This window comes from Cryobacterium sp. Hz9 (assembly GCF_004402825.1).
In the GTDB taxonomy this organism is placed as follows: domain Bacteria; phylum Actinomycetota; class Actinomycetes; order Actinomycetales; family Microbacteriaceae; genus Cryobacterium; species Cryobacterium gelidum.
On record NZ_SOFC01000009.1, the window covers coordinates 89,028 to 107,828 of the forward strand.

The following is an 18,801-nucleotide window of genomic DNA, read 5'->3' on the forward strand; positions in this document are numbered from 1 at the left end:
TTACTGGGCGAACCAGCGCAGAGCAAAGGCGGAGCGGAATGACCAACGACGTGATCATCGTCGGTGCGGGCATCATCGGCGCCGCCTGCGCACGGTCGCTCGCCGCCGCCGGCTGTGATGTCACCGTCGTGGACCGCGGAACGACCGCGGGCGGCACGTCCTCCGCCTGTGAGGGCAACCTTCTGGTCTCCGACAAGGGTCCGGGCTACGAACTCGTGCTCGCCCAATACGCAGCGACGCTGTGGAAGGCTGCCGCAGTCGACCTCACCGAGCAACTCGGCCCGCAGTTCCCCTCCGTCGAATACGACGCGAAGGGTGGCCTCGTCGTGGCCACGACGGAGGCCGGAGCCCGCGTACTGCTCGACTTCGCGGCGAGCCAACGTTCCGCCGGCGTCGACGCGTGCGTGCTGGACGCCGATGCGGCCCACGAACTCGAACCCGACCTCACGCCGGGGATCACGGCCGCGGTGCATTACCCGGAAGACGCGCAGGTACAGCCAACCATCGCTACCGAGGCCCTAATGGCCTCGGCCAGGCGCTATGGAGCCCGGCTCCTGGAGAATACGCCGGTGACCGGGGCCATCCTCGATTCGGCCGGTGCCCTCGTCGGGGTGAAAACCCCCGCCGGCGACCTGCGCGCGAGCCGGGTACTCATCGCGGCCGGCCCCTGGTCAGGTGACGTGGCAGCGCTTCTCGGGGTGCACCTGCCTGTGCGTCCGCGCCGCGGCGAGCTGCTCGTCACCAGCCGCATGCCGCACCGAATTTTCCATAAGGTCTACGACGCCGACTACGTGGGCGCCGTTGGCTCCGATGACAGTGCCCTGCAGACCTCCAGCGTGATCGAATCCACGGCCGGCGGCACGGTGCTGATCGGTTCCTCCCGTCAGCAGGTCGGGTTCGACGCGCGCCTCCGCGTAGATGCGCTCAGCGAGATCGCGGCGAAGGCCCTCCGCCTCTTCCCGTTCCTCGCGGGCGCCGCGGTGATACGTAGCTACGGCGGATTCCGCCCATTCATGCCAGACCATCTACCGGTGATTGGTGAAGACCCGCGGATGCCGGGACTCTGGCACGCGGCCGGCCACGAGGGTGCGGGAATCGGCCTCAGCCTCGCCACTGCTGAACTCCTCACCGCGCTCATGCTGAAGCGCCCCACGCACCTCGACGCTTCTCCCTTCTCCGCAGCACGGGCATCGCTCGCGCCTCACCTCAAGGCGGCCTCCTATGCCATCTAGACTGCTTCCATTTTGCAACGACTCGATCCGGCCCGCGTCGCCGACCCCAGTGACGATTACCGTCAACGGCGAACCGACGACCGGCGTGACCGGGCAGAGCCTCGCCGGGGTCATCCTCGCCGGCGGCACGCTCGGGTTCCGCCATACCTCTGTCGCCGGGCGTCCGCGGGGCGTATTTTGCGGAATCGGCGTCTGCTACGACTGCCTGGTCGAAGTCAACGACCAGCGCGACGTGCGCGCCTGCCAGCGCCGCGCGGCCGAGGGCGATGTCGTCAGATCTCAGCACGACCCACTTCCGGCCGGGCCCGGCGAGGCGACCCCAAGGCCGGGAGTAACAGCCTCATGATCCAGGTCCTCGTCATCGGCGCAGGGCCGGCCGGGCTCGCCGCCGCCCGCGCGGCACGCAGGCTGGGCGCCTCCGTTACGCTGCTTGACTCGTCCGACCAGCTCGGCGGACAGTTCTGGCGCCATCTCCCCGCCGCCCGGCCCGCCGCGCGAGAACGCATCCTGCACCACGGCTGGGACACGTTCCAGTCACTCAGCGCGACGCTTGAATCCGACGGCGGATGCCGCATCATCCGTTCCGCGAACGTGTTCGCCCTGGAAACGGCGGCGGCCGGACCCGGCACGGTGCACGTCATCGTCGGCGCCCCCGACGGTGTCGGCCGCAAACGCCTGAGCTTCTCACCCGATGCCATCGTGCTCGCCACCGGCGCGCACGACCGCACCCTGCCATTCCCCGGTTGGGACCTACCCGGTGTATTCACCGGCGGCGCGGCGCAGGCCCTCGCCAAGGGTGAACGACTCGCCGTCGGCCGCCGTGTCGTCGTCTCGGGCGCTGGCCCGTTCCTGCTTCCCGTTGCCGCATCGTTGGTCGCGGTTGGGTCCCGCGTGCTCGGTGTGTACGAAGCGAATCGACTCCCAGCGCTGGTACGTGGCTGGCTGCCGCGGCCCTGGCAGCTGCTCGGCGCGTGGAAAAAGGGCGCAGAACTCGGCGGGTACGCTCGCGGCCACCTGGCCCATCGCATCCCATACAAGCTCGGCCGAGCCGTCGTCGCCGCGCACGGAACCGACCGGGTCGAGTCGGTGACCGTGGCGGAGATCACGGCCGACTGGACGCCGATCCCCGGCACGGAGCGCCGCATCGCGGTCGACGCCGTGTGCGTAAGTCATGGCTTTACTCCCAGGCTTGAACTAGCCGTCGCTGCGGGCTGCGCACTCACCTTTGAACGGTTCGTCCGGGTCGACGACCGACAACACAGCAGCGCCCCCGGTGTTTACGCGGCCGGTGAAATCACTGGAATAGGCGGTGTCGATCTGGCCTTGGCCGAAGGCACCATCGCCGGCCACGCCGCTGCCGGCGGAACTATCGGCGACCGCGCACTGCGCACCACAGTGCGCGGTCGCCGCACCTTCCAAGGGTTTGCCGCGCGCATCGAGGCGGCCCATGGCATCCGCGCCGGCTGGCCGGAGATGCTGACGTCCGACACGATCGTCTGCCGCTGCGAAGAAGTGACCTATGGGCACCTGTGCGAAACGGCGGAGAGCACCGGCTCGCGATCGCTGCGCGCTATGAAGCTCAGCACGCGCGCGGGCCTCGGTATCTGCCAGGGCCGCATCTGCGGGCGCAGCGTCGAAGAGCTCCTCGCCTGCCGCGCCGGGGGCGGGTTGGTCGATGGCGTGAGCACAGATCGTCGACCCATCAGCGGCACGATCAGGCTCGGCGAACTTGCCGCCGCGGTGACCCCCGCAGATTCCTACCGTCTCACTAGCACGTCTGAATCCTCGAAAGGAACGTTATGACCAAGCAGGCCTTCGACCTCGGCGGCGTCATCGTCGCCACCACCCTCGCCTTCAAGAAAGACACCTCCGCGCCTGCCGGCCTCGCCGTCGACTACGACAAGTTCGCCGCGCACTGCGACTGGTTGATTAGCAACGGCTGCCGCGGAGTCGGTCCGAACGGTTCGCTCGGTGAGTACTCTTCCCTGACCGACGACGAGCGCCGCAAGGTGGTCCAGGTCGCCGTGGAGGCGGTCGACGGTCGCGGCCTCGTTATCGCTGGCGTGCACGGTGTCGGCTGGCACCAAGCGAAGCAATGGGCCCAGTACGCCAAGGATGACGGCGCCGATGGGGTGCTGCTGCTTCCGCCGACGATCTACCGTGCGAACGAGTCGGAGGTCGTTGAGCACTATAAGCGCGTCGCTGAGGTCGGTCTGCCGATCATGGCTTATAACAACCCGTTCGACACCAAGGTCGACCTCGTTCCCAGCCTCGTCGCGAAGCTCGCCGAGATTCCGGAGGTGGTCGCGATCAAGGAGTTCTCCGGCGACATTCGTCGGGTGCTGGAAATCAAGGAACTCTGCGACATAGACGTCATCTCAGGTGCGGACGACCTGCTCTTCGAGTCGCTCGTCGTCGGCGCGACCGGCTGGTTCGCTGGCTATCCCAACGCATTTCCACGTGAGGCTGTCGAGATTTATGACCTGGTCAAGGCCGGAAAAATTCCGGAGGCGCTGGAGCTGTACACCAACCTTGTCGCCGTGTTCCGTTGGGACTCGAAGACCGAGTTCGTGCAGGCTATTAAGCTGTCGGTCGATCTCGCTGGCGGCAGCTACGGCGGGCCGACTCGCCCGCCGCGCGGACCGCTCAACGCGGCGCAGGAAGCTCAGGTGCGGGCGGACACCAAGAAGGCGCTCGACTATTTAACGACCCGCCGCGTCATCGTAGCCGCATAGCTCAGCCATCACTTTTGAGGGGACTGCACCATGCGTTCGAAACAGATGTTCACAGCCGTCGATTCCCACACCGAAGGGATGCCCACCCGGGTGATCACCGGTGGTGTGGGCGTGATCCCCGGCGCGACCATGAACGACAAACGACTCTATTTCATGGAGTATCTGGACGACATTCGTCTGTTCCTGATGAATGAGCCCCGTGGCCACAAGGCGATGAGCGGCGCGATTCTTCAGCCCTCGACCCGACCCGACGCCGACTGGGGCGTCGTGTACATCGAGGTCTCCGGATGCCTGCCTATGTGCGGCCACGGAACCATCGGCGTCGCCACGGTCCTAGTCGAAACCGGCATGGTCGACGTGCAGGAACCGGTCACCACGATCCGGCTGGACACTCCGGCCGGGCTGGTGATCGCCCGTGTCGCCGTCAGTGACGGGCACGCCGACTCGGTGACCATCGAGAACGTCCCGTCGTACAGCGTACGACTCGATGACACGGTGGACGTTCCCGGCTATGGCACCCTGCCATACAGCCTGGCCTTCGGCGGCAACTTTTATGCGATGGTCAACCTCGACGCGGTGAACCTGTCGTTCGACCGTGCCAGCCAGGAGGAGATTTTGCGGGCGGGTCTGGCCATCATGAGCGCGATCAACGCCACCAACCCGCCACGGCATCCGGAAATTGACGGTCTCGACCACTGCCATCACGTCGAATTCATTGCCCCTGGATCGACCGCGCAATATTCACGGCACGCGATGGCGATCTACCCCGGATGGTTCGACCGCTCGCCCTGCGGCACCGGCACGTCGGCGCGGATGGCCGAACTCTGGGCACGCGGCGAACTTGCCCTCGACCAAGACTTTGTCAATGAATCCTTCATCGGGTCGAAGTTCACGGGCCGCCTGGTCAGGGAGACCACCGTAGCCGGCATCCCCGCGGTCGTTCCCACCATCACCGGCCGCGCGTGGGTAACGGGGATCGGCCAGTACCTGCTCGATCCGTCCGACCCCTTTCCAACCGGATTCCAGTTCTAGGAGCACTATGACGTCTTTTGTTAACTCTCCCTCCACGCCGGCCCCGGCGCCGACTTCGCCCGCCGAATCCGGACAGGTCGCGCAGCGGGCGACGGATGCCTCACCCGTCTGGGCGGCATTGCCGCCGCGTGATCGCGCGCGCGCCCTCGTTGCCGCAGCGGACGCGCTGGAGGCCAATCGGGCGGAGCTGGTTACCGTCGCGATGAGCGAGACCGGCCTCAGCGAGGCTCGCCTCACCGGCGAACTGACCCGAACGGCCGTCCAGCTTCGACTGTTCGCGGACACCATCGTCGATGGGACATACCTTGACGTGCGCATCGACGACGCAGACCCCCACTTCGCGCTCGGCGTGCGGCCCGACCTCCGCCGCTATCGCATGCCCGTTGGTCCCGTCCTGAACTTCGCGGCGAGCAACTTCCCGTTCGCGTTCTCCGTGGCCGGCGGCGACACCGCGGCTGCCTTGGCGGCCGGTAACCCGGTGATCGTGAAGGCCCATTCCGGGCACCCCATGCTGTCCGAGCGCACGGGCGCGATCGTGGCCGCAGCTCTGGAAGTTGCGGGAGCCCCGGTCGGAACCCTGCAACTCATCTATGGACAGGCGGCCGGCGTCGACCTGTTGAAGGACCCCCGCATCGCAGCTGCCAGCTTTACGGGATCAATCCGCGCCGGGCGCATCCTTGCGGACATCGCGGCAGCCAGGACTGCACCGATCCCATTTTACGGTGAGCTGGGCAGCGTCAACCCGGCTTTCGTAACGCGGGCGGCACTTTCCGAGAGGGCGGACACGATCGCTGACGGATACGTCGCCAGTGTCTCCGGTTCGGCTGGCCAGCTTTGTACAAAACCCGGTTTTCTTTTCCTGCCCGTTGGGCACGGGCTCGCCGACGCACTCGCTGGCCGCGCGGATACCGTTGCTGAGCATCGCCTGCTGAATCCTGGAATCGCCGCGGGGTACCGCGCTCGGCGAGCCAGTATCCTTGCCGCGCCCGGTGTCACTCCGATCGCGGAGGGCTCATTGCGCTTCGATAACGAGGGGCAAGGTTGGGCCACACCGACAATCGTCAGCGTTCGCGTGGACGATTTGATCGCCCAGCGTGACGCCCTGCTTGACGAGGCCTTCGGACCGCTGTCTATCGTGGTCGAGTATGAAAGTGAAGACGAGCTGGCCGCTCATGCCGAAGATCTGTTTGAGGGTAACCTCACCGGAACTGTGCACGCGGGTGTTGGGGAGGCCTCGCCGTCCCTTCGCGCGCTGATCAGGTGGATCGCCGAGCACGCCGGACGGGTGCTCTTCGGCGGCTGGCCGACCGGGGTGGCAGTCACCCCGGCAATGCAGCACGGGGGGCCGTGGCCGGCGACCACCAACGACACCAGTACCTCTGTTGGCAGTGCAGCGATCGACCGGTTCCTGCGCCCGGTCGCCTACCAGGACATGCCACAGGTACTGCTCCCCGAACCACTTCGTGACGAAAACCCCTGGGATGTTCCGCAACAGCGTGGCCTTGAGGGGGAGTCCCTCACGTGGGGTCATTTATAGGACGACGTGCTTCGCTTCGGTGAGGAACACCCTCCTTCCCCGCCGCACACCGTGACGTCGACGTACCGCACCGTGACTTCGACGTACCGCACCGTGGTTTCACGGAAACCACCCAGAATTACCTGCAGAACCGCACCGAGAAAGGCACAAGCAGGCGAGACTTCATCCGGTATATCGAAGGGTTCTGCAACAGCCGACGCCGGCCTTCTGCGCTGGGTTATCGCCGGCCCAATGAGGTGCACTATGGCTATCGACTGCCAGCATTGGCAGCGTAGAAGAATCCATTAATCCCGCTGTCCGAAATGCCCGCAGCAACGCACTCGATTGTGCTTAGGGTCGCGCGGACTCCAGTTTCGCCATCAAGTCGGCCTTGTTCAGGCGGGTGTAGCCAACGATCTTGTGCTTCTTTGCCTCTTGCCGGAGCTCGGCCAGGGTCGGCGCGGAGGGCCGGGGGAGGGCCGCAACCAACGGGGCTCCCGGGCTGGACTTCTTTGCGGGCGTCGCCTGGAAGCGAGCATTCTCGGTCGCGGCAGCAAGCTTGCCGGCCGCTTTCTCGTGTTTGGCCGCCAACTTCTGCGTCTGCTTTGATAAAGCCTTCGCTTCTTTGCGCAACTTTGCGCTGGAATGGGCGACGGCTTTACGGGCGGCTTGCACAGATTTTTCAGCGCGTGCTAAAGCCTTTTTCACTTTCTTCTTATCGCGGCTGGCCGAAACGGACGTGGTCTTACCATTCTGTGTCTGCGCCATTCTGCGCACCTCCCTGAGTCGTCGGAACTTGGCCGTTGTCTACACAGTAGCGATACCAGTGACCGGTGCATATGCCGCTGCATCACGACGACTTCGGTGACGCTGCTGGCCAAGACGCCAGTGTTCGTACTACAGAGAGCCCCGCTTGACCTTCGACGATGACCGAACGTAGTCCCACAGTTGGGCAAAGACTCGAGCGGCTTCGGATCCCGGTGCGTATGCTCCGATCGGGGCACGCTCGGCACCCATCCGTTCGATCACGACAGTTGCGGGAACGACGATGTCGATCACCTGTGGGTGTTCCCGCGGCAGAAGCTCGGCAGCAGAACGGTGCACAAGTTTGCGGCGATCCACCATTGACAGGAAGGCGAAAACCTTGGGCGGCCGGTCCGATACTTCGATGATCTCGTTGACCTGCACCAGCGACCGGAGCGACAGCGGCGACGGAACGAGCGGGACCACGGCGAGGTCGGCGGCGTGGAGCGCGTTCGTGGCGACGAGAGAAGCCCCGGGCGGGCAATCGAGGATCACGACATCGTAGTGATCTGACACCGATTCGAGCATCTTGGCGAAACGCTGAGTCGACTTCTTCGCCGCGTCCAGGGCAAGTTCGAGACGCCGATAAGTCTCGTCAGCCGGGAGCACGTCGAGATTCGGGTACGCGGTCGACCGGATGGCAGCATCCATCTCCGTCTTCCCGCGAATGAGAGAATCCACGCCCCCCTTCACCCGGGCCTTCACATTGAGGACATACGTCGAGGCGCCCTGCGGGTCTAGATCCCACAGCAGCACCCGGCACTCTCGGGACGCCTCCCAAGCAAGATTGACCGCCGCAGTTGTCTTGCCGACCCCACCTTTGGTGCTGTACACCGCAACCGTTTTCATAGCCCCATCCTAGAAGCCACCAAGTCCTCGTCGCGAACACCGCTGACGATGTTCGCCACGGCATCGGCGGGTGATTCCCCGGGCCAAGCGGGCTCTGGCACCGGCGAGAATGGGTGGCCGGGAAGTGCTAGGGAAAGGTGGCCCGGGTCGCCCTTGCGCCGGAGCGCGATCGGCGCGCTCGTTCCGAGCTGCTGCTATTCGCTCGGCCAGTCGACGTCATCCGGGGTCAGCAGGCGCAGGTCGTCACGTTCCATGTCGGCCAGGATGCGGTGGATCTGACCAGGGTTGCTGCGCGGGTCGAGTCGCCGCCGTCAAAGTTCGCCCGTGGGTGGGTCGATGCCGTTGGGCAGGCGAACGTCGGAGGTGATGAACTGAACGGTCTCCGTTGCATCGAGCCGGGCGACCAGGTTCCGTGATTGTGTCGCCGAGCTCGGAAAGCGCTGCGAGTGTCATTCTCGCTTCTCGTTCTTATCCATGGCCGGGCTTCTTCGATCTGAATACAAAATGCGCCTGCGATTCCGACCAAGACTGCGAGGATGGGGAGCGTGCGAGCGGGCGTGGAGTGGATGGAGCGGCAGCAAGTGCCGCTGTACCTGGCCGCGCTCGTGGCCGGCGCCGGGATCGGCCTTCTGATCTCTGGGGTCGCCGGCCCGGCAGAGCTCGCGATCAACCCCGTCCTCGGGATGCTGCTCTATGCGACGTTCCTCGGGGTGCCGTTCGCGAAGATGGGGTTGGCATTTCGCGACTGGCGGTTTCTGACCACGATCCTCGTGATCAACTTTGTGGCCGTCCCGGTCGTCGTGTTCCTACTGTCTCGGATCGTCGCCCACGACCAGGTCTTGCTCATCGGAGTGCTGTTCGTGCTGCTGACGCCGTGCGTCGACTACGTCATCGTGTTCACCGGCATCGCCGGCGGCGCCAAGGACCGTCTTCTTGCTGCCGCCCCGCTACTCATGCTCGCCCAGATGCTGCTGCTCCCGCTGTATCTGTGGCTGTTCGTCGGTTCCGAATTCGTCCAGGCCGTCGACCTTGCACCGTTCGTCGACGCGTTCCTGCTCCTGATCGCCCTGCCCCTCGCAGCAGCAGCGCTCACGCAGTTCGCCGCCGCCCACACCCATGCCGGGCGGATCGTGCAGGACGTCGTGCTGGGGGCAATGGTGCCACTGATGATGCTCACCCTCGCCGTCGTGGTGGCGTCGCAGATCACCGGCGTCGGACAAAAGCTGGCCGCGCTGCTACTCGCCATCCCCGTCTACGTGCTGTTCGCTGCCGTCATGGTGCCGATCGGGGCCGTGGCGGGACGGATCGCGCGACTCGACGTGCCGGGACGACGGGCGATCGTGTTCAGCGGCGTCACCCGAAACTCCCTCGTCGTCCTGCCCCTCGTCCTGGCCCTGCCCACAGCGTTCGACCTTGCCCCACTCGTTGTCGTCACCCAGACCCTCGTTGAGCTGATGATCATGGTCGTCTTCGTCCGACTCATCCCACGACTCCTCCCCACACCAGCGAGAAACCACGCCGCCACGAAAATGCCGCTCCACTCACGAGCCCAAATACGCGAGCCGTGAGTTGTCGTCTCAGCTCAGAATCGCGAGCTGGGGACGTCATCCGCACCGTCATGTCGAAGGTCGCGAGCTCGTGGGGGACTCGCTGTCGTTATCGAGGTCGCTGAGCTTGTCGAGAACGTACGCGCGATATCGAAGTGGCGGCGCTGCGCTACAGGGCACGGGGCAACGCCGTCCGTCACGTTCTACCCGGTGCTGCTCGGTGGTGGTATTACGTTCTTCCCCAAGCGTGGGCGCCGAGTAGATATTGAACTCGTCGAAAGCCGCACCCTCGGGTAGGTGTCGACGACGGTTGAAAATTGAGCCACTATCGACGGTGACACTGGTCCACTTGTTGTGTGTTTTATAGCGCCGCGTTTTCGGCGCGGACTGAAGGTAGAGATTCGATCCCGGTGTTGTACAGCCGGTAGCTGGCGCCTTTGAGGGTGAGTACGTCGGCGTGATGGACGATGCGACGGTTCGCGTTGCTGGGCCATCCAGGAGCGCACGCCGGAGATCGCGAATTTCAGATGCTTGCCGAACCGGTACGCAACGGGGCTTTGCCGTGCACGCGCCAGTCGTAGACGGTCGAGATCGGTATGCCCAGGGAGTTCGCCAGCTCGCGACATCCATCAGGGGTTCCAACGCCTCGGGGGAGATAGCGACTGAAGTTGATTCGTTCGTGGTCATATTCCGTAGGTGCGACCGGCGTACCAACGCAATCGAAGGGGACCGAATGTAACGTGGTCGCCTCGCACGGCCGAGTCGCCAAGAGGCGTTCTCGGAGGGGTTTTAGACGGGTTTTAGATGGGGTGATCAATCGTTCAACCTAAAAAGTCTCGGAAACCCTTGAGTTTCCGGGGCTTTTGGTCGGCTGTTCACGAAACCCATCAGGGCGCGGATCCCGAACTCCTCGCGGAAACCATTTCCTCTACATCTGGCACGATTTTCCTCCACTTTCCTCACGCGGCGCGAATCGCTGGCAGCGATCCACGACGGCAAACTTTTTGACGCCTGGCGTCTGCCGTCGGTGTGTCCAAATCACTCTGGTGCTTCCTAAGAAACGCTTGAGCTCGCGTGCGATGATCCTCAGGCCGAATCACTCGATACCACAACGCATAAATGGCGATCCCATGCTGTCACGGTGCCGGACGACGCAACAAGGTTCACGATCCACGACCAAAGAAGTCCCGAAAATTCTTGAGTTACCGGGACCTTGGGTTGTGAGGGACAGGCACGGGCACTAGGCCAGTTCGGTCCAGAATCCGATCAACCAGAAGAGGCCGGTCGATTAGCGCGAATACCCGCCGCTTCACGGTCGGTGCGACCCTTTCCAAAATCCGCCTATTCGTTTTTTTGTACGTTCTATAGGGCGATGTAATTGCCATCGTCGTAAAGCATAGAGCCGGCCGACGCCTCGGGTACGAGGAAGGTCATGTGGCCGGTGACAGCACTGCCCGGGTACAGGGTCGGGCCCTCGTACATCTTGGACATACCGTCGCCAAGTACGAGACTGGAATCCTCGTTGTACTGGTTACCCTCAGGGGTAGAGAGCGAGAGATCGAAGGGACTGCCCCCGGTTTGGTTGACTCTTGACCTGTGGAGATTCGTCTTCACTGGAAAGATGTCATCATGCCCAAGCCCTACCCACCCGAGTTTCGCCGTGATGTTGTCGCGGTCGCCCGGAAGCACGAAGCCCCGCTGAACCAGATCGCTAAAGACTTCGGAATTTCGGAGTCTTGCCTGATGAACTGGCTGAAGAAAGCCGACGTCGAGGAGGGCGTTAAGCCGGGTGTGACCGATAAGGAGTCCGCAGAACTGCGGGATGCGAAGAAACGTATCCGGCTGCTTGAGCAAGAAGCCGAGGTCATGCGCCGTGCCGTCGCCTATCTTTCCCGGGACGTCAACCCAAAAATGATGTACCCGCTGGTCCGTGAATTGGCCGTCGACGGTGTTCCCGTCACGGTGACCTGCCGGGTGTTGCGTTTCTCCAAGCAAACGTTTTACCAATGGAAGCGCAACCCCGTCTCCCAGCGCGACTGGGACGACGCCCACCTCACCAACGCCGCCTTGGACGCCCACCAGAACGACCCCGCGTTCGGTTACCGGTTCATCTCCGACGAACTGGGCCGCGCGGGCCTCGCGGCGGGTGAGAACCGAGTCTGGCGGCTGGCTCCCAGCAGCGGCTGTGGAAGCGGACTGCCAAGGCGCTCAGGTCGTGTACCAACTCGTGTCCTTAGCGCGTGCTTTTCAGGCGCGCGGGACGTAGCGCCTCGGCGCGAACGCCCGGGCGACCAGGGCGCGCAGGCTTTCGAGGCTTCCGGTGACCAGGCCCTGCGCGCGCGCCTGCACCAACACGTTGCCAATCGCCGTCGCCTCAACCGGACCGGCCAGCACGGGCAGCCCCGTGCGATCGGCGGTGAGCTGGCAAAGCAGTTCGTTTTGAGAGCCGCCGCCGACGACGTGCACGGTGTCGATGCTGGTTCCCGAGAGTTCGGCGGCGACCCGCAGCGTGTGCGCGTAGGCATCCGCGAGGCTTTCGACGATGCTGCGTACGAGCTCGACGGGCGTCGCCGGCTCGCGCAGATCGTGCTCCCGGCAATAGTCGCGAATGCGGCTCGGTATGTCGCCCGGCGGGAGAAAGCGCGGATCATCCACATCGAACACGATGACCGGCCCCCTCCACGCGCCGGCCTGGGCCAGCAGGCCGGGCAGATCGAAGGTCTGCCCGGCCAGTTCCCAGGTGCGCAGCGATTCGCTCAGCAACCACAAACCCATGACGTTGCGCAGGTAGCGCACCCGTCCGTCGACACCGCCCTCGTTGGTGAAATTCGCCGCCCGGCTCGCCTCGGTGAGCACCGGTCCGGCTAGTTCAACACCGACGAGTGACCAGGTCCCCGACGAAATATAGGCGGCATTACCCGAGATCATCGGCACGGCCACCACAGCGGATGCCGTATCGTGCGACCCGACGGTCATCACGTCGATGCTGTGGCCGGTTCCGATCTCGGCCAGTACCTCGGGAAGCACCGAACCCACCCGGTTTCCCGCATCGACCAACCGCGGAAACAGCCCGCGCGGCAGCCCGAGCCGGTCGATCAGCTCGTCGTCCCATTCTCCGCCCGCAACATCGACCAGCCCCGTCGTCGAGGCGTTCGTGCGCTCCGCGATCTTCTCACCGCTCAGCCAATACGTGATCAAATCTGGAATAAGCAGCATCGAATCGGCGTCGTCGAGCGCGCCGTCGAGTTGGTCGGCGGCCAGCTGGTACAGCGTATTAAAGGGGAGGAATTGCAAGCCGTTGCGTCCGTAGAGCTCAGTCGGTGGGGCGATCGCATGCACGGTGGTCACCCCTGCCGCGGTGCGGGTGTCGCGGTAGTGAAATGGGTTGCCGAGCATCCGCTGCCCGCGCAGCAGCGCGTAGTCGACCGCCCATGAATCCACGGCTACACCGAGCAACTCCGGTTCCTCGCGTACGGCCGAACGCAGGCCGCTGATGGCACCGCGATAAAGGTCGAGAATGCTCCAGTGCAGCCCATCGATCGTGCGCACAGGGGTGTTCACGAACCTCGCCACCGAGCGGATGTTCAGTTCGTTGTGTCCGACATGACCGAGAATGACCCGCCCGCTTGACGCGCCGAGGTCAATCGCCGCAACCGTGCCGGCGTTCATGCGCCACGTTCCTTACCGAGAGCGGTCGCAAGGAACACGATTGCCTTGCAGAATGACCGCTCTTGTTTATATCGGGCGCAGTTCCCGGCGAACATGGCCATTTCCATCAGCGCAAGAACGCGGCGGCCACACCGGCGTCGACGGGAATATGCAGCCCGGTTGTGTGGCTCAGGTCGCTCGTGCAAAGCACGAACACGGCGTTGGCGACGTTCTCCGGCAGCACCTCACGCTTGAGCAGCGTGCGCTGCGCGTAGTACTTGCCGAGGTCCTGCTCGTCGACACCGTATACCGCGGCGCGCTTGGCGCCCCAGCCGCCGGCGAAGATGCCCGAGCCGCGCACGACGCCGTCGGGGTTGATGCCGTTGACCTTCACGCCGTATTCACCGAGCTCGGCTGCGAGCAGCCGCACCTGGTGCGCCTGGTCGGCCTTCGTCGCGGAGTAGGCGATGTTGTTCGGGCCGGCGAAGACCGAGTTCTTCGAGGAGATGTAGATGATGTCACCGCCGAGCTTCTGGTCGATCAGCACCCGGGCCGCCGCGCGCGACACCAGAAAGGAGCCCTTGGCCATCACATTGTGCTGCAGGTCCCAGTCGGCGACGGTGGTCTCGAGCAGCGACTTCGACAGCGACAGCCCGGCATTGTTCACAACCAGGTCGAGCCCGCCGAAGGCGAGTAGGGAGGCGTCGACGCCGGCCTGCACCTGCTCTTCGTCGGTGACGTTGGCCTGCACGCCGATGGCGACGTCCGTGCTGCCGATCTCGGCGGCCACGGCCCGCGCCTTGGCCAGGTCGAGGTCGGCGATGACGACACAGGCGCCCTCGGCGGCCAGGCGGACGGCGATAGCCTTGCCGATGCCGGAGGAAGCGCCGGTGACGAGCGCGACGCGGGTGGCGAGCGGCTTGGCGGCGGGCATCCGCTGCAATTTGGCTTCTTCGAGCGCCCAGTACTCGATGCGGAACTTCTCGGCCTCATTGATCGGGGCGTAGCTGGAGAGTCCCTCTGCGCCCCGCATCACATTGATGGCGTTGATGTAGAACTCGCTCGCGACGCGGGCGGTTTGCTTGTTCGCGCCATAGCTGAACATGCCGACGCCGGGAATAAGCACGACGAGCGGGTCGGCGCCGCGAATCGCGGGTGACTCGGCCGTCTTGTTGCGGTCGTAGTAGGCCTGATAATCTGCGCGATATTCCTCGTGCAGGGTCAGTAGGCGAGCGAGCGATTCTTCAACGGATGCCCCGCTCGGCAGGTCCAGCAGCATCGGCTTGACTTTGGTGCGGAGGAAATGGTCCGGGCAGCTGGTGCCGAGGGTGGCCAGCCGCGGGTGCTCGGCGCGGGCGAGAAAGTCGAGCACCTCGGGGGCATCGGTGAAGTGCCCGACCTTGGGGGCGTCGGTGGAGACCAGCCCGCGAATCGTCGGCGCGAGAGCGGCAGCGCGCGAGCGACGCTCGGCCGGCTCCAACGTGGAAAATCCGTCGAGTAGCGGCCCGAACGGCTCTGGCCGCGAGTGCTCCTCTAGATAGGCGGCGGCGGTGTCGATGATCCAGAGCGAGTTCGCCTCGGTGGCCTCGCTCGTGTCCCCCCAGGCCGTGATGCCGTGACCGCCGAGAATGCAGCCGACGGCCTGCGGATTGGCCTCCTTGATCGCGGAAATGTCGAGTCCGAGCTGAAAGCCGGGGCGACGCCAGTCGACCCAGGCCACTCTGTCGCCGAAGATCGTCTGCGTGAGCGCTTCGCCGTCGGCCGCGGTCGCAATGGCGATGCCGCTGTCGGGATGCAGGTGGTCGACGTGCGCCGCGTCGACGAGGGCGTGCATGGCGGTGTCGATCGACGGCGCAGCGCCGCCCTTGCCGTGCAGGGTGTAGTCGAACGCGGCGACCATCTCGTCTTCACGGTCGAGGCCGGGGTAGACGTTCTTCAGCGCCAGCAGCCGGTCCAACCGCAGCACCGCGAGCCCCTTCTCAGTGAGCGTACCGAGGTCTCCGCCAGAGCCCTTCACCCACAGCAGCTCCACCGCCTCACCGGTGACCGGGTCGGTTTCCGTGCCCTTCGCGGAGGTGTTTCCACCGGCATAGTTCGTGTTCTTCGGGTCGGCGCCGAGGCGGTTCGACCGGGCAATCAGCGCGGCGGCTGCGGGATTCAAAGTCATGAGGTTTCCTTGCAGGGTGAGAGCGGATGTCGGGAGTGACGCTGAAGGGTTGCTTACGCTCCCCAGCCGGCCTGGCTTCCGCCCACGCGCTCGGCGGCGATTCTCGCCTGATAGCCAGAGGCGGTATAGGCGGACATCGGGTCACCGGCGAGGCCGCGGTCCTCCCGCCAGGCAGCGAGGCCGGGGCGTACGTCGGTGTAAAAGGCGTCCATCAGAATGCCGTTGGCGCCAAGCACATCACCGGCGTCCTGAGCCAAGGTGAGCGCATCCCGGTCGACGAGCAGTGCGCGGGCGGTCATCTCCTGCACGTTGAGTACCGAGCGAATCTGTCCGGGAATCTTGTCTTCAACGTTGTGGCACTGGTCGAGCATGAACGCCACCGTCGAATCGGGGCCGTAGCCGCCGCCCCGAACGACCTCGTACAGAATGCGGAACAGCTGGAACGGGTCGGCCGCGCCGACGATGAGGTCGTCGTCGGCGTAGAACCGGGAGTTGAAGTCGAAGGAGCCGAGCTTGCCCAGGCGCAGCAGCTGGGCGACGATGAATTCAATGTTGGTGCCGGGAGCGTGGTGACCGGTGTCGAGGCAGACGCTGGCCTTGTCGCCGAGCGCGGCGACCTGCGCGTAGCTGGTTCCCCAGTCGGGAACATCGGTGTGGTAGAAAGCCGGCTCGAAGAACTTGTACTCGAGCACGAGGCGGTGCTCGTCGCCGAGGCGGGCGTAGATGGCGGCAAGCGACTCGGCCAGGCGGTCCTGACGGCCGCGAATATCGCCCTGGCCAGGGTAGTTGGTGCCGTCGGCGAGCCAAATCTTGAGGTCGTTCGAGCCCGTTTGGTGCATGATCTCGATGCACTCAAAGTGATGGTCGATGGCTTTCTGCCTCGTCGCCGCGTCGGTGTGAGTCAGGCTGCCGAACTTGTAGGCGTCGTCCTGAAAGGTATTCGAGTTGACGGTGCCGAGCACGAGGCCCTGATCGGCCGTGAAGGTGCGGAGCGCCGCGTAGTCGTCGACCTTGTCCCACGGAATGTGGAGCGCCACCTTTGGCGCGAGGCCGGTGTAATGGTTGACCTGGGCCGCATCGCAGATCTTTTCTTCGATGGTGCGGGGGGTACCCGGGGTGCCAAACACTTTGAAGCGTGTTCCGGAATTACCGAACGCCCAGGAGGGCAGCTCGATGGCCTGCGCCTCGAGTTGGGTGAGTACGGCAGCGCTGATGGTCACGAGGTACTTCTTTCTGTAGCGGTTGTGGTGAGAGCGGCGAGCTGGTCTTCGAGGTGAAAGACTTCGGTCAGTTGCAGAAACCCGATGTCGGAGGAGCCGTTGAGTGCGACGAAAAATTCACTCATCTCGGCCTGCCAGCGCGCGTTGACGGCGGTTGCCGCCATGCCAGCCTGAGCGGATGCCAGATCCGCTGTTTCGAAATAGCCGATCAGCAGTCCGTCCTGCCGAAGAAACAGCGAGTAGTTGTTCCAGCCGGTGGCTTTGAGCGCCCGAAGCATTTCAGGCCAGACTGCCGCATGGCGCTCGCGATACTCGTCGATGCGTTCCGGCTTGACCTGTAGCGCAAAGCACACGCGGCGTGCGGCGGTGTTCGTCATCGGTGACTCCTCCAGGAGTAAATGAATCGTTTCAATTATGGAGCGTAGGATGCCGGATGGCAAGACCGGATCGAGCGGAGCCCGCTTCCGGCGCGCGGTTCAGACGCTAGACGAGCGCGACATGGCGGTGCTCGATTCCCAGCAGGCTCGCGGCAGCCTTGATGTCGGCGGCGCGGTGGCCGAGGCTAAGTGCCCAGTGGTGGCCGATGCCGCTTTGACTCCACTCGTCAACCCAGCGACCCGGATCGCCGCCGAAGTCGACGCGGGAGGTGGTGTTGCCGATCGTGAGCAGCGGACCGGGTATGACCGTGCCCTCTGAGGTCACGAAGACGTAGCGCCCATCGGGGTCTTGTCCGACACCGAAGGTCGTTACCGGTCCGGGCTGCACGTCGAATTCAACCGACACGCCCCAGCCGCGCTTACCGTGGTAGACGCCGAGCCCGCGCAGTAGGGGCTCCCGTGCGCTCACGGCGAGGTGGGCGGGCCCGTCGTGCCCCATCTCCACGACATTGTCGAAAAAATTTAGCGCTTGAATTTCGGTGAATGACCCGCCGGCTCCGATGGCCTGGCTGGCCAGCATCGCGATCGAGGTGCGCAGCTCGTATTCACCCGCCATCGGAATTCCGCGGGCGGTGAGCAGCGACGATCCGAGAATCATGCCGGCGCCGAGCCGTTCGTGCTGTTCGCCGGCTAGGCCGCGATGGTAGTAGGCGACGGAGTCGAGGTCGAAGTCTGCCACTAACCTGTCCAGCCCGACCGAGACTTTTGCGCCCCAGGCGAAGTCCTCCTGTCGGACCGAATCGTCGACCTGAAACAGTTGCGACGCGAGGTGCATGCGTTCCCGCACCGCGGCATCCGTCACCTCGTCGACCCGCACACGCAGATCGTCGAACTCGAGCACCTCGACGTGGGAGCCGAACGTGGTCGATACGCTGGTGAGATCGGTCGAGACATCGAGCATGCCGGGGTAGACGTGGCCCATGAGACCGTGACGGGCAGTGCGCAGCGTCGCTCGGACACCGGCCGCGTGCACCCATTGAATAATGCGGTCCCAGGCGCGCTCCTGCCGCAGGTATCCCGAGACCGACCGAAACGGAATCCCGGCCCGCCGAAATACGTTGGCGACCTCGGGAACAGGGCATTGGCCGCAGTAGGCGAGCCACTGGCCGGTATTGAAGGTGGTATGGTCCATCGCTTCGGTCGGTTGCAGATCGATGACCAGCACCGGGGTGTGCGACTTCTGAGCAATCGGCAGCACCATCGACGAGGTGAGGTAGGTGGCTAGAAAGACCACGATGAGGTCGCAGTCCGCAACCCGCAACTTCTCGGCAGCCATCTGGGCATCTTGGGCGTCGGAGATGAATCCGGCATCGATCACGTCGGCGTCAAGAGCTCTGAATCGATCGGTGACATACCGCGCGGAGTCCTGTAGCAGGGGGAGAAGGTCGGGAAATTGCGGCCAGTAGGCGCCAAGTCCGCCGGAGAGCAGGCCGATTCGGGTGCTGCGACGTGTTTTGGGCTCGAGCAGGCCGGTCGGCAGAGCGCGCCCACCGGTCACCGTAGCGGCGTTCGACGTCGTCGTGTTCGTCATGGATCACTCCTGCCTCTGAAGTTCGTTAAGTTGGGCGGTCGAGGGCTGTGGGACGGATGCCGCAGCATCCGTCCCACAGCATC

At 64.6% G+C, this 18,801-nt stretch carries 16 protein-coding genes and 2 pseudogenes; 10 read left to right on the plus strand and 8 right to left on the minus strand.

Features of this window, described 5'->3' with window-relative positions; translation table 11 throughout:
* Positions 1–38 precede the first annotated feature (38 nt).
* The 7 genes and pseudogenes from E3N85_RS04005 to E3N85_RS04035 all read left to right on the plus strand — a co-directional run.
* On the plus strand, positions 39–1,232 hold the full coding sequence (locus tag E3N85_RS04005; protein WP_134459647.1) for an FAD-binding oxidoreductase: 1,194 nt from the start codon (positions 39–41) through the stop codon (positions 1,230–1,232).
* A 49-nt stretch (positions 1,233–1,281) separates the two neighbouring features.
* Positions 1,282–1,578: a (2Fe-2S)-binding protein gene (locus E3N85_RS04010; RefSeq protein ID WP_241978292.1), complete on the plus strand. Its 297-nt coding sequence runs from the start codon at positions 1,282–1,284 to the stop codon at positions 1,576–1,578.
* Positions 1,575–3,035 carry an NAD(P)/FAD-dependent oxidoreductase gene (locus E3N85_RS04015; protein WP_134459653.1) on the plus strand — a complete coding sequence of 487 codons (1,461 nt, stop codon included), beginning with the start codon at positions 1,575–1,577 and terminating at the stop codon, positions 3,033–3,035. Before E3N85_RS04010 ends, E3N85_RS04015 begins: the two co-directional genes overlap by 4 nt.
* Positions 3,032–3,967 carry a dihydrodipicolinate synthase family protein gene (locus E3N85_RS04020; RefSeq protein WP_134459656.1) on the plus strand — a complete coding sequence of 312 codons (936 nt, stop codon included), beginning with the start codon at positions 3,032–3,034 and terminating at the stop codon, positions 3,965–3,967. The genes E3N85_RS04015 and E3N85_RS04020 overlap by 4 nt, the downstream gene beginning before the upstream one ends.
* A 30-nt stretch (positions 3,968–3,997) precedes the next feature.
* Complete coding sequence (locus tag E3N85_RS04025) at positions 3,998–4,999, plus strand: proline racemase family protein (RefSeq protein ID WP_134459659.1); 1,002 nt, start codon at positions 3,998–4,000, stop codon at positions 4,997–4,999.
* Positions 5,000–5,006: 7 nt separating this feature from the next.
* Entirely contained in the window at positions 5,007–6,536 is a 1,530-nt protein-coding gene (locus E3N85_RS04030; RefSeq protein WP_134459661.1) for an aldehyde dehydrogenase (NADP(+)), read from the plus strand.
* A gap of 119 nt (positions 6,537–6,655) precedes the next feature.
* A pseudogene (locus E3N85_RS04035) lies at positions 6,656–6,811 on the plus strand (IS3 family transposase); the annotation flags it as partial.
* Between the two features lie 55 nt (positions 6,812–6,866).
* Here E3N85_RS04035 and E3N85_RS04040 read toward each other — a convergent pair.
* On the minus strand, positions 6,867–7,283 hold the full coding sequence (locus E3N85_RS04040; protein ID WP_134459664.1) for a Rho termination factor N-terminal domain-containing protein: 417 nt from the start codon (positions 7,281–7,283) through the stop codon (positions 6,867–6,869).
* Between the two features lie 129 nt (positions 7,284–7,412).
* Positions 7,413–8,168, minus strand: coding sequence for a ParA family protein (locus E3N85_RS04045; RefSeq protein WP_134459667.1), 756 nt, complete (start codon positions 8,166–8,168; stop codon positions 7,413–7,415).
* Between the two features lie 137 nt (positions 8,169–8,305).
* Here E3N85_RS04045 and E3N85_RS04050 point away from each other — a divergent pair, with 137 nt between their 5' ends.
* Both E3N85_RS04050 and E3N85_RS04055 read left to right on the plus strand, forming a co-directional pair.
* Positions 8,306–8,584, plus strand: coding sequence for a hypothetical protein (locus E3N85_RS04050; RefSeq protein ID WP_134459670.1), 279 nt, complete (start codon positions 8,306–8,308; stop codon positions 8,582–8,584).
* Positions 8,585–8,713: 129 nt separating this feature from the next.
* Complete coding sequence (locus tag E3N85_RS04055) at positions 8,714–9,736, plus strand: arsenic resistance protein (RefSeq protein WP_370289025.1); 1,023 nt, start codon at positions 8,714–8,716, stop codon at positions 9,734–9,736.
* Between the two features lie 1,341 nt (positions 9,737–11,077).
* Here the strand turns inward: E3N85_RS04055 and E3N85_RS16910 are convergent.
* Positions 11,078–11,206: a hypothetical protein gene (locus E3N85_RS16910; RefSeq protein WP_255453856.1), complete on the minus strand. Its 129-nt coding sequence runs from the start codon at positions 11,204–11,206 to the stop codon at positions 11,078–11,080.
* 138 nt (positions 11,207–11,344) lie between these two features.
* Between E3N85_RS16910 and E3N85_RS04075 the strand changes: the two are divergent.
* A pseudogene (locus E3N85_RS04075) lies at positions 11,345–11,919 on the plus strand (transposase); the annotation flags it as partial.
* 43 nt (positions 11,920–11,962) lie between these two features.
* Here the strand turns inward: E3N85_RS04075 and E3N85_RS04080 are convergent.
* The 5 genes from E3N85_RS04080 to E3N85_RS04100 form a co-directional block, all read right to left on the minus strand.
* Positions 11,963–13,384, minus strand: a complete 1,422-nt coding sequence (locus E3N85_RS04080) for a rhamnulokinase family protein (protein WP_134459676.1) — start codon at positions 13,382–13,384, stop codon at positions 11,963–11,965.
* A gap of 106 nt (positions 13,385–13,490) precedes the next feature.
* Positions 13,491–15,530 (minus strand): bifunctional aldolase/short-chain dehydrogenase, encoded by a 2,040-nt coding sequence (locus E3N85_RS04085; protein WP_134459679.1) that lies wholly within the window; start codon positions 15,528–15,530, stop codon positions 13,491–13,493.
* 53 nt (positions 15,531–15,583) lie between these two features.
* Entirely contained in the window at positions 15,584–16,750 is a 1,167-nt protein-coding gene (rhaI, locus tag E3N85_RS04090) for an L-rhamnose isomerase (RefSeq protein ID WP_166783849.1), read from the minus strand.
* Complete coding sequence (locus tag E3N85_RS04095) at positions 16,747–17,127, minus strand: L-rhamnose mutarotase (protein ID WP_134459682.1); 381 nt, start codon at positions 17,125–17,127, stop codon at positions 16,747–16,749. The genes rhaI and E3N85_RS04095 overlap by 4 nt, the downstream gene beginning before the upstream one ends.
* A gap of 106 nt (positions 17,128–17,233) precedes the next feature.
* Complete coding sequence (locus E3N85_RS04100; RefSeq protein WP_134459685.1) at positions 17,234–18,718, minus strand: L-fucose/L-arabinose isomerase family protein; 1,485 nt, start codon at positions 18,716–18,718, stop codon at positions 17,234–17,236.
* Between the last annotated feature and the right edge of the window lie 83 nt (positions 18,719–18,801).

Bases quoted from the DNA above. Each gene is read 5' to 3' on its own strand.
- E3N85_RS04040 (WP_134459664.1), bottom strand. From the start codon at position 7,283: ATGGCGCAGACACAGAATGGTAAGACCACGTCCGTTTCGGCCAGCCGC.
- E3N85_RS04080 (WP_134459676.1), bottom strand. From the start codon at position 13,384: ATGAACGCCGGCACGGTTGCGGCGATTGACCTCGGCGCGTCAAGCGGG.
- E3N85_RS04020 (WP_134459656.1), top strand. From the start codon at position 3,032: ATGACCAAGCAGGCCTTCGACCTCGGCGGCGTCATCGTCGCCACCACC.
- E3N85_RS04095 (WP_134459682.1), bottom strand. From the start codon at position 17,127: ATGACGAACACCGCCGCACGCCGCGTGTGCTTTGCGCTACAGGTCAAG.
- E3N85_RS04045 (WP_134459667.1), bottom strand. From the start codon at position 8,168: ATGAAAACGGTTGCGGTGTACAGCACCAAAGGTGGGGTCGGCAAGACA.
- E3N85_RS04005 (WP_134459647.1), top strand. From the start codon at position 39: ATGACCAACGACGTGATCATCGTCGGTGCGGGCATCATCGGCGCCGCC.
- E3N85_RS04015 (WP_134459653.1), top strand. From the start codon at position 1,575: ATGATCCAGGTCCTCGTCATCGGCGCAGGGCCGGCCGGGCTCGCCGCC.
- E3N85_RS04025 (WP_134459659.1), top strand. From the start codon at position 3,998: ATGCGTTCGAAACAGATGTTCACAGCCGTCGATTCCCACACCGAAGGG.
- E3N85_RS16910 (WP_255453856.1), bottom strand. From the start codon at position 11,206: ATGTCCAAGATGTACGAGGGCCCGACCCTGTACCCGGGCAGTGCTGTC.
- E3N85_RS04100 (WP_134459685.1), bottom strand. From the start codon at position 18,718: ATGACGAACACGACGACGTCGAACGCCGCTACGGTGACCGGTGGGCGC.
- E3N85_RS04085 (WP_134459679.1), bottom strand. From the start codon at position 15,530: ATGACTTTGAATCCCGCAGCCGCCGCGCTGATTGCCCGGTCGAACCGC.
- E3N85_RS04030 (WP_134459661.1), top strand. From the start codon at position 5,007: ATGACGTCTTTTGTTAACTCTCCCTCCACGCCGGCCCCGGCGCCGACT.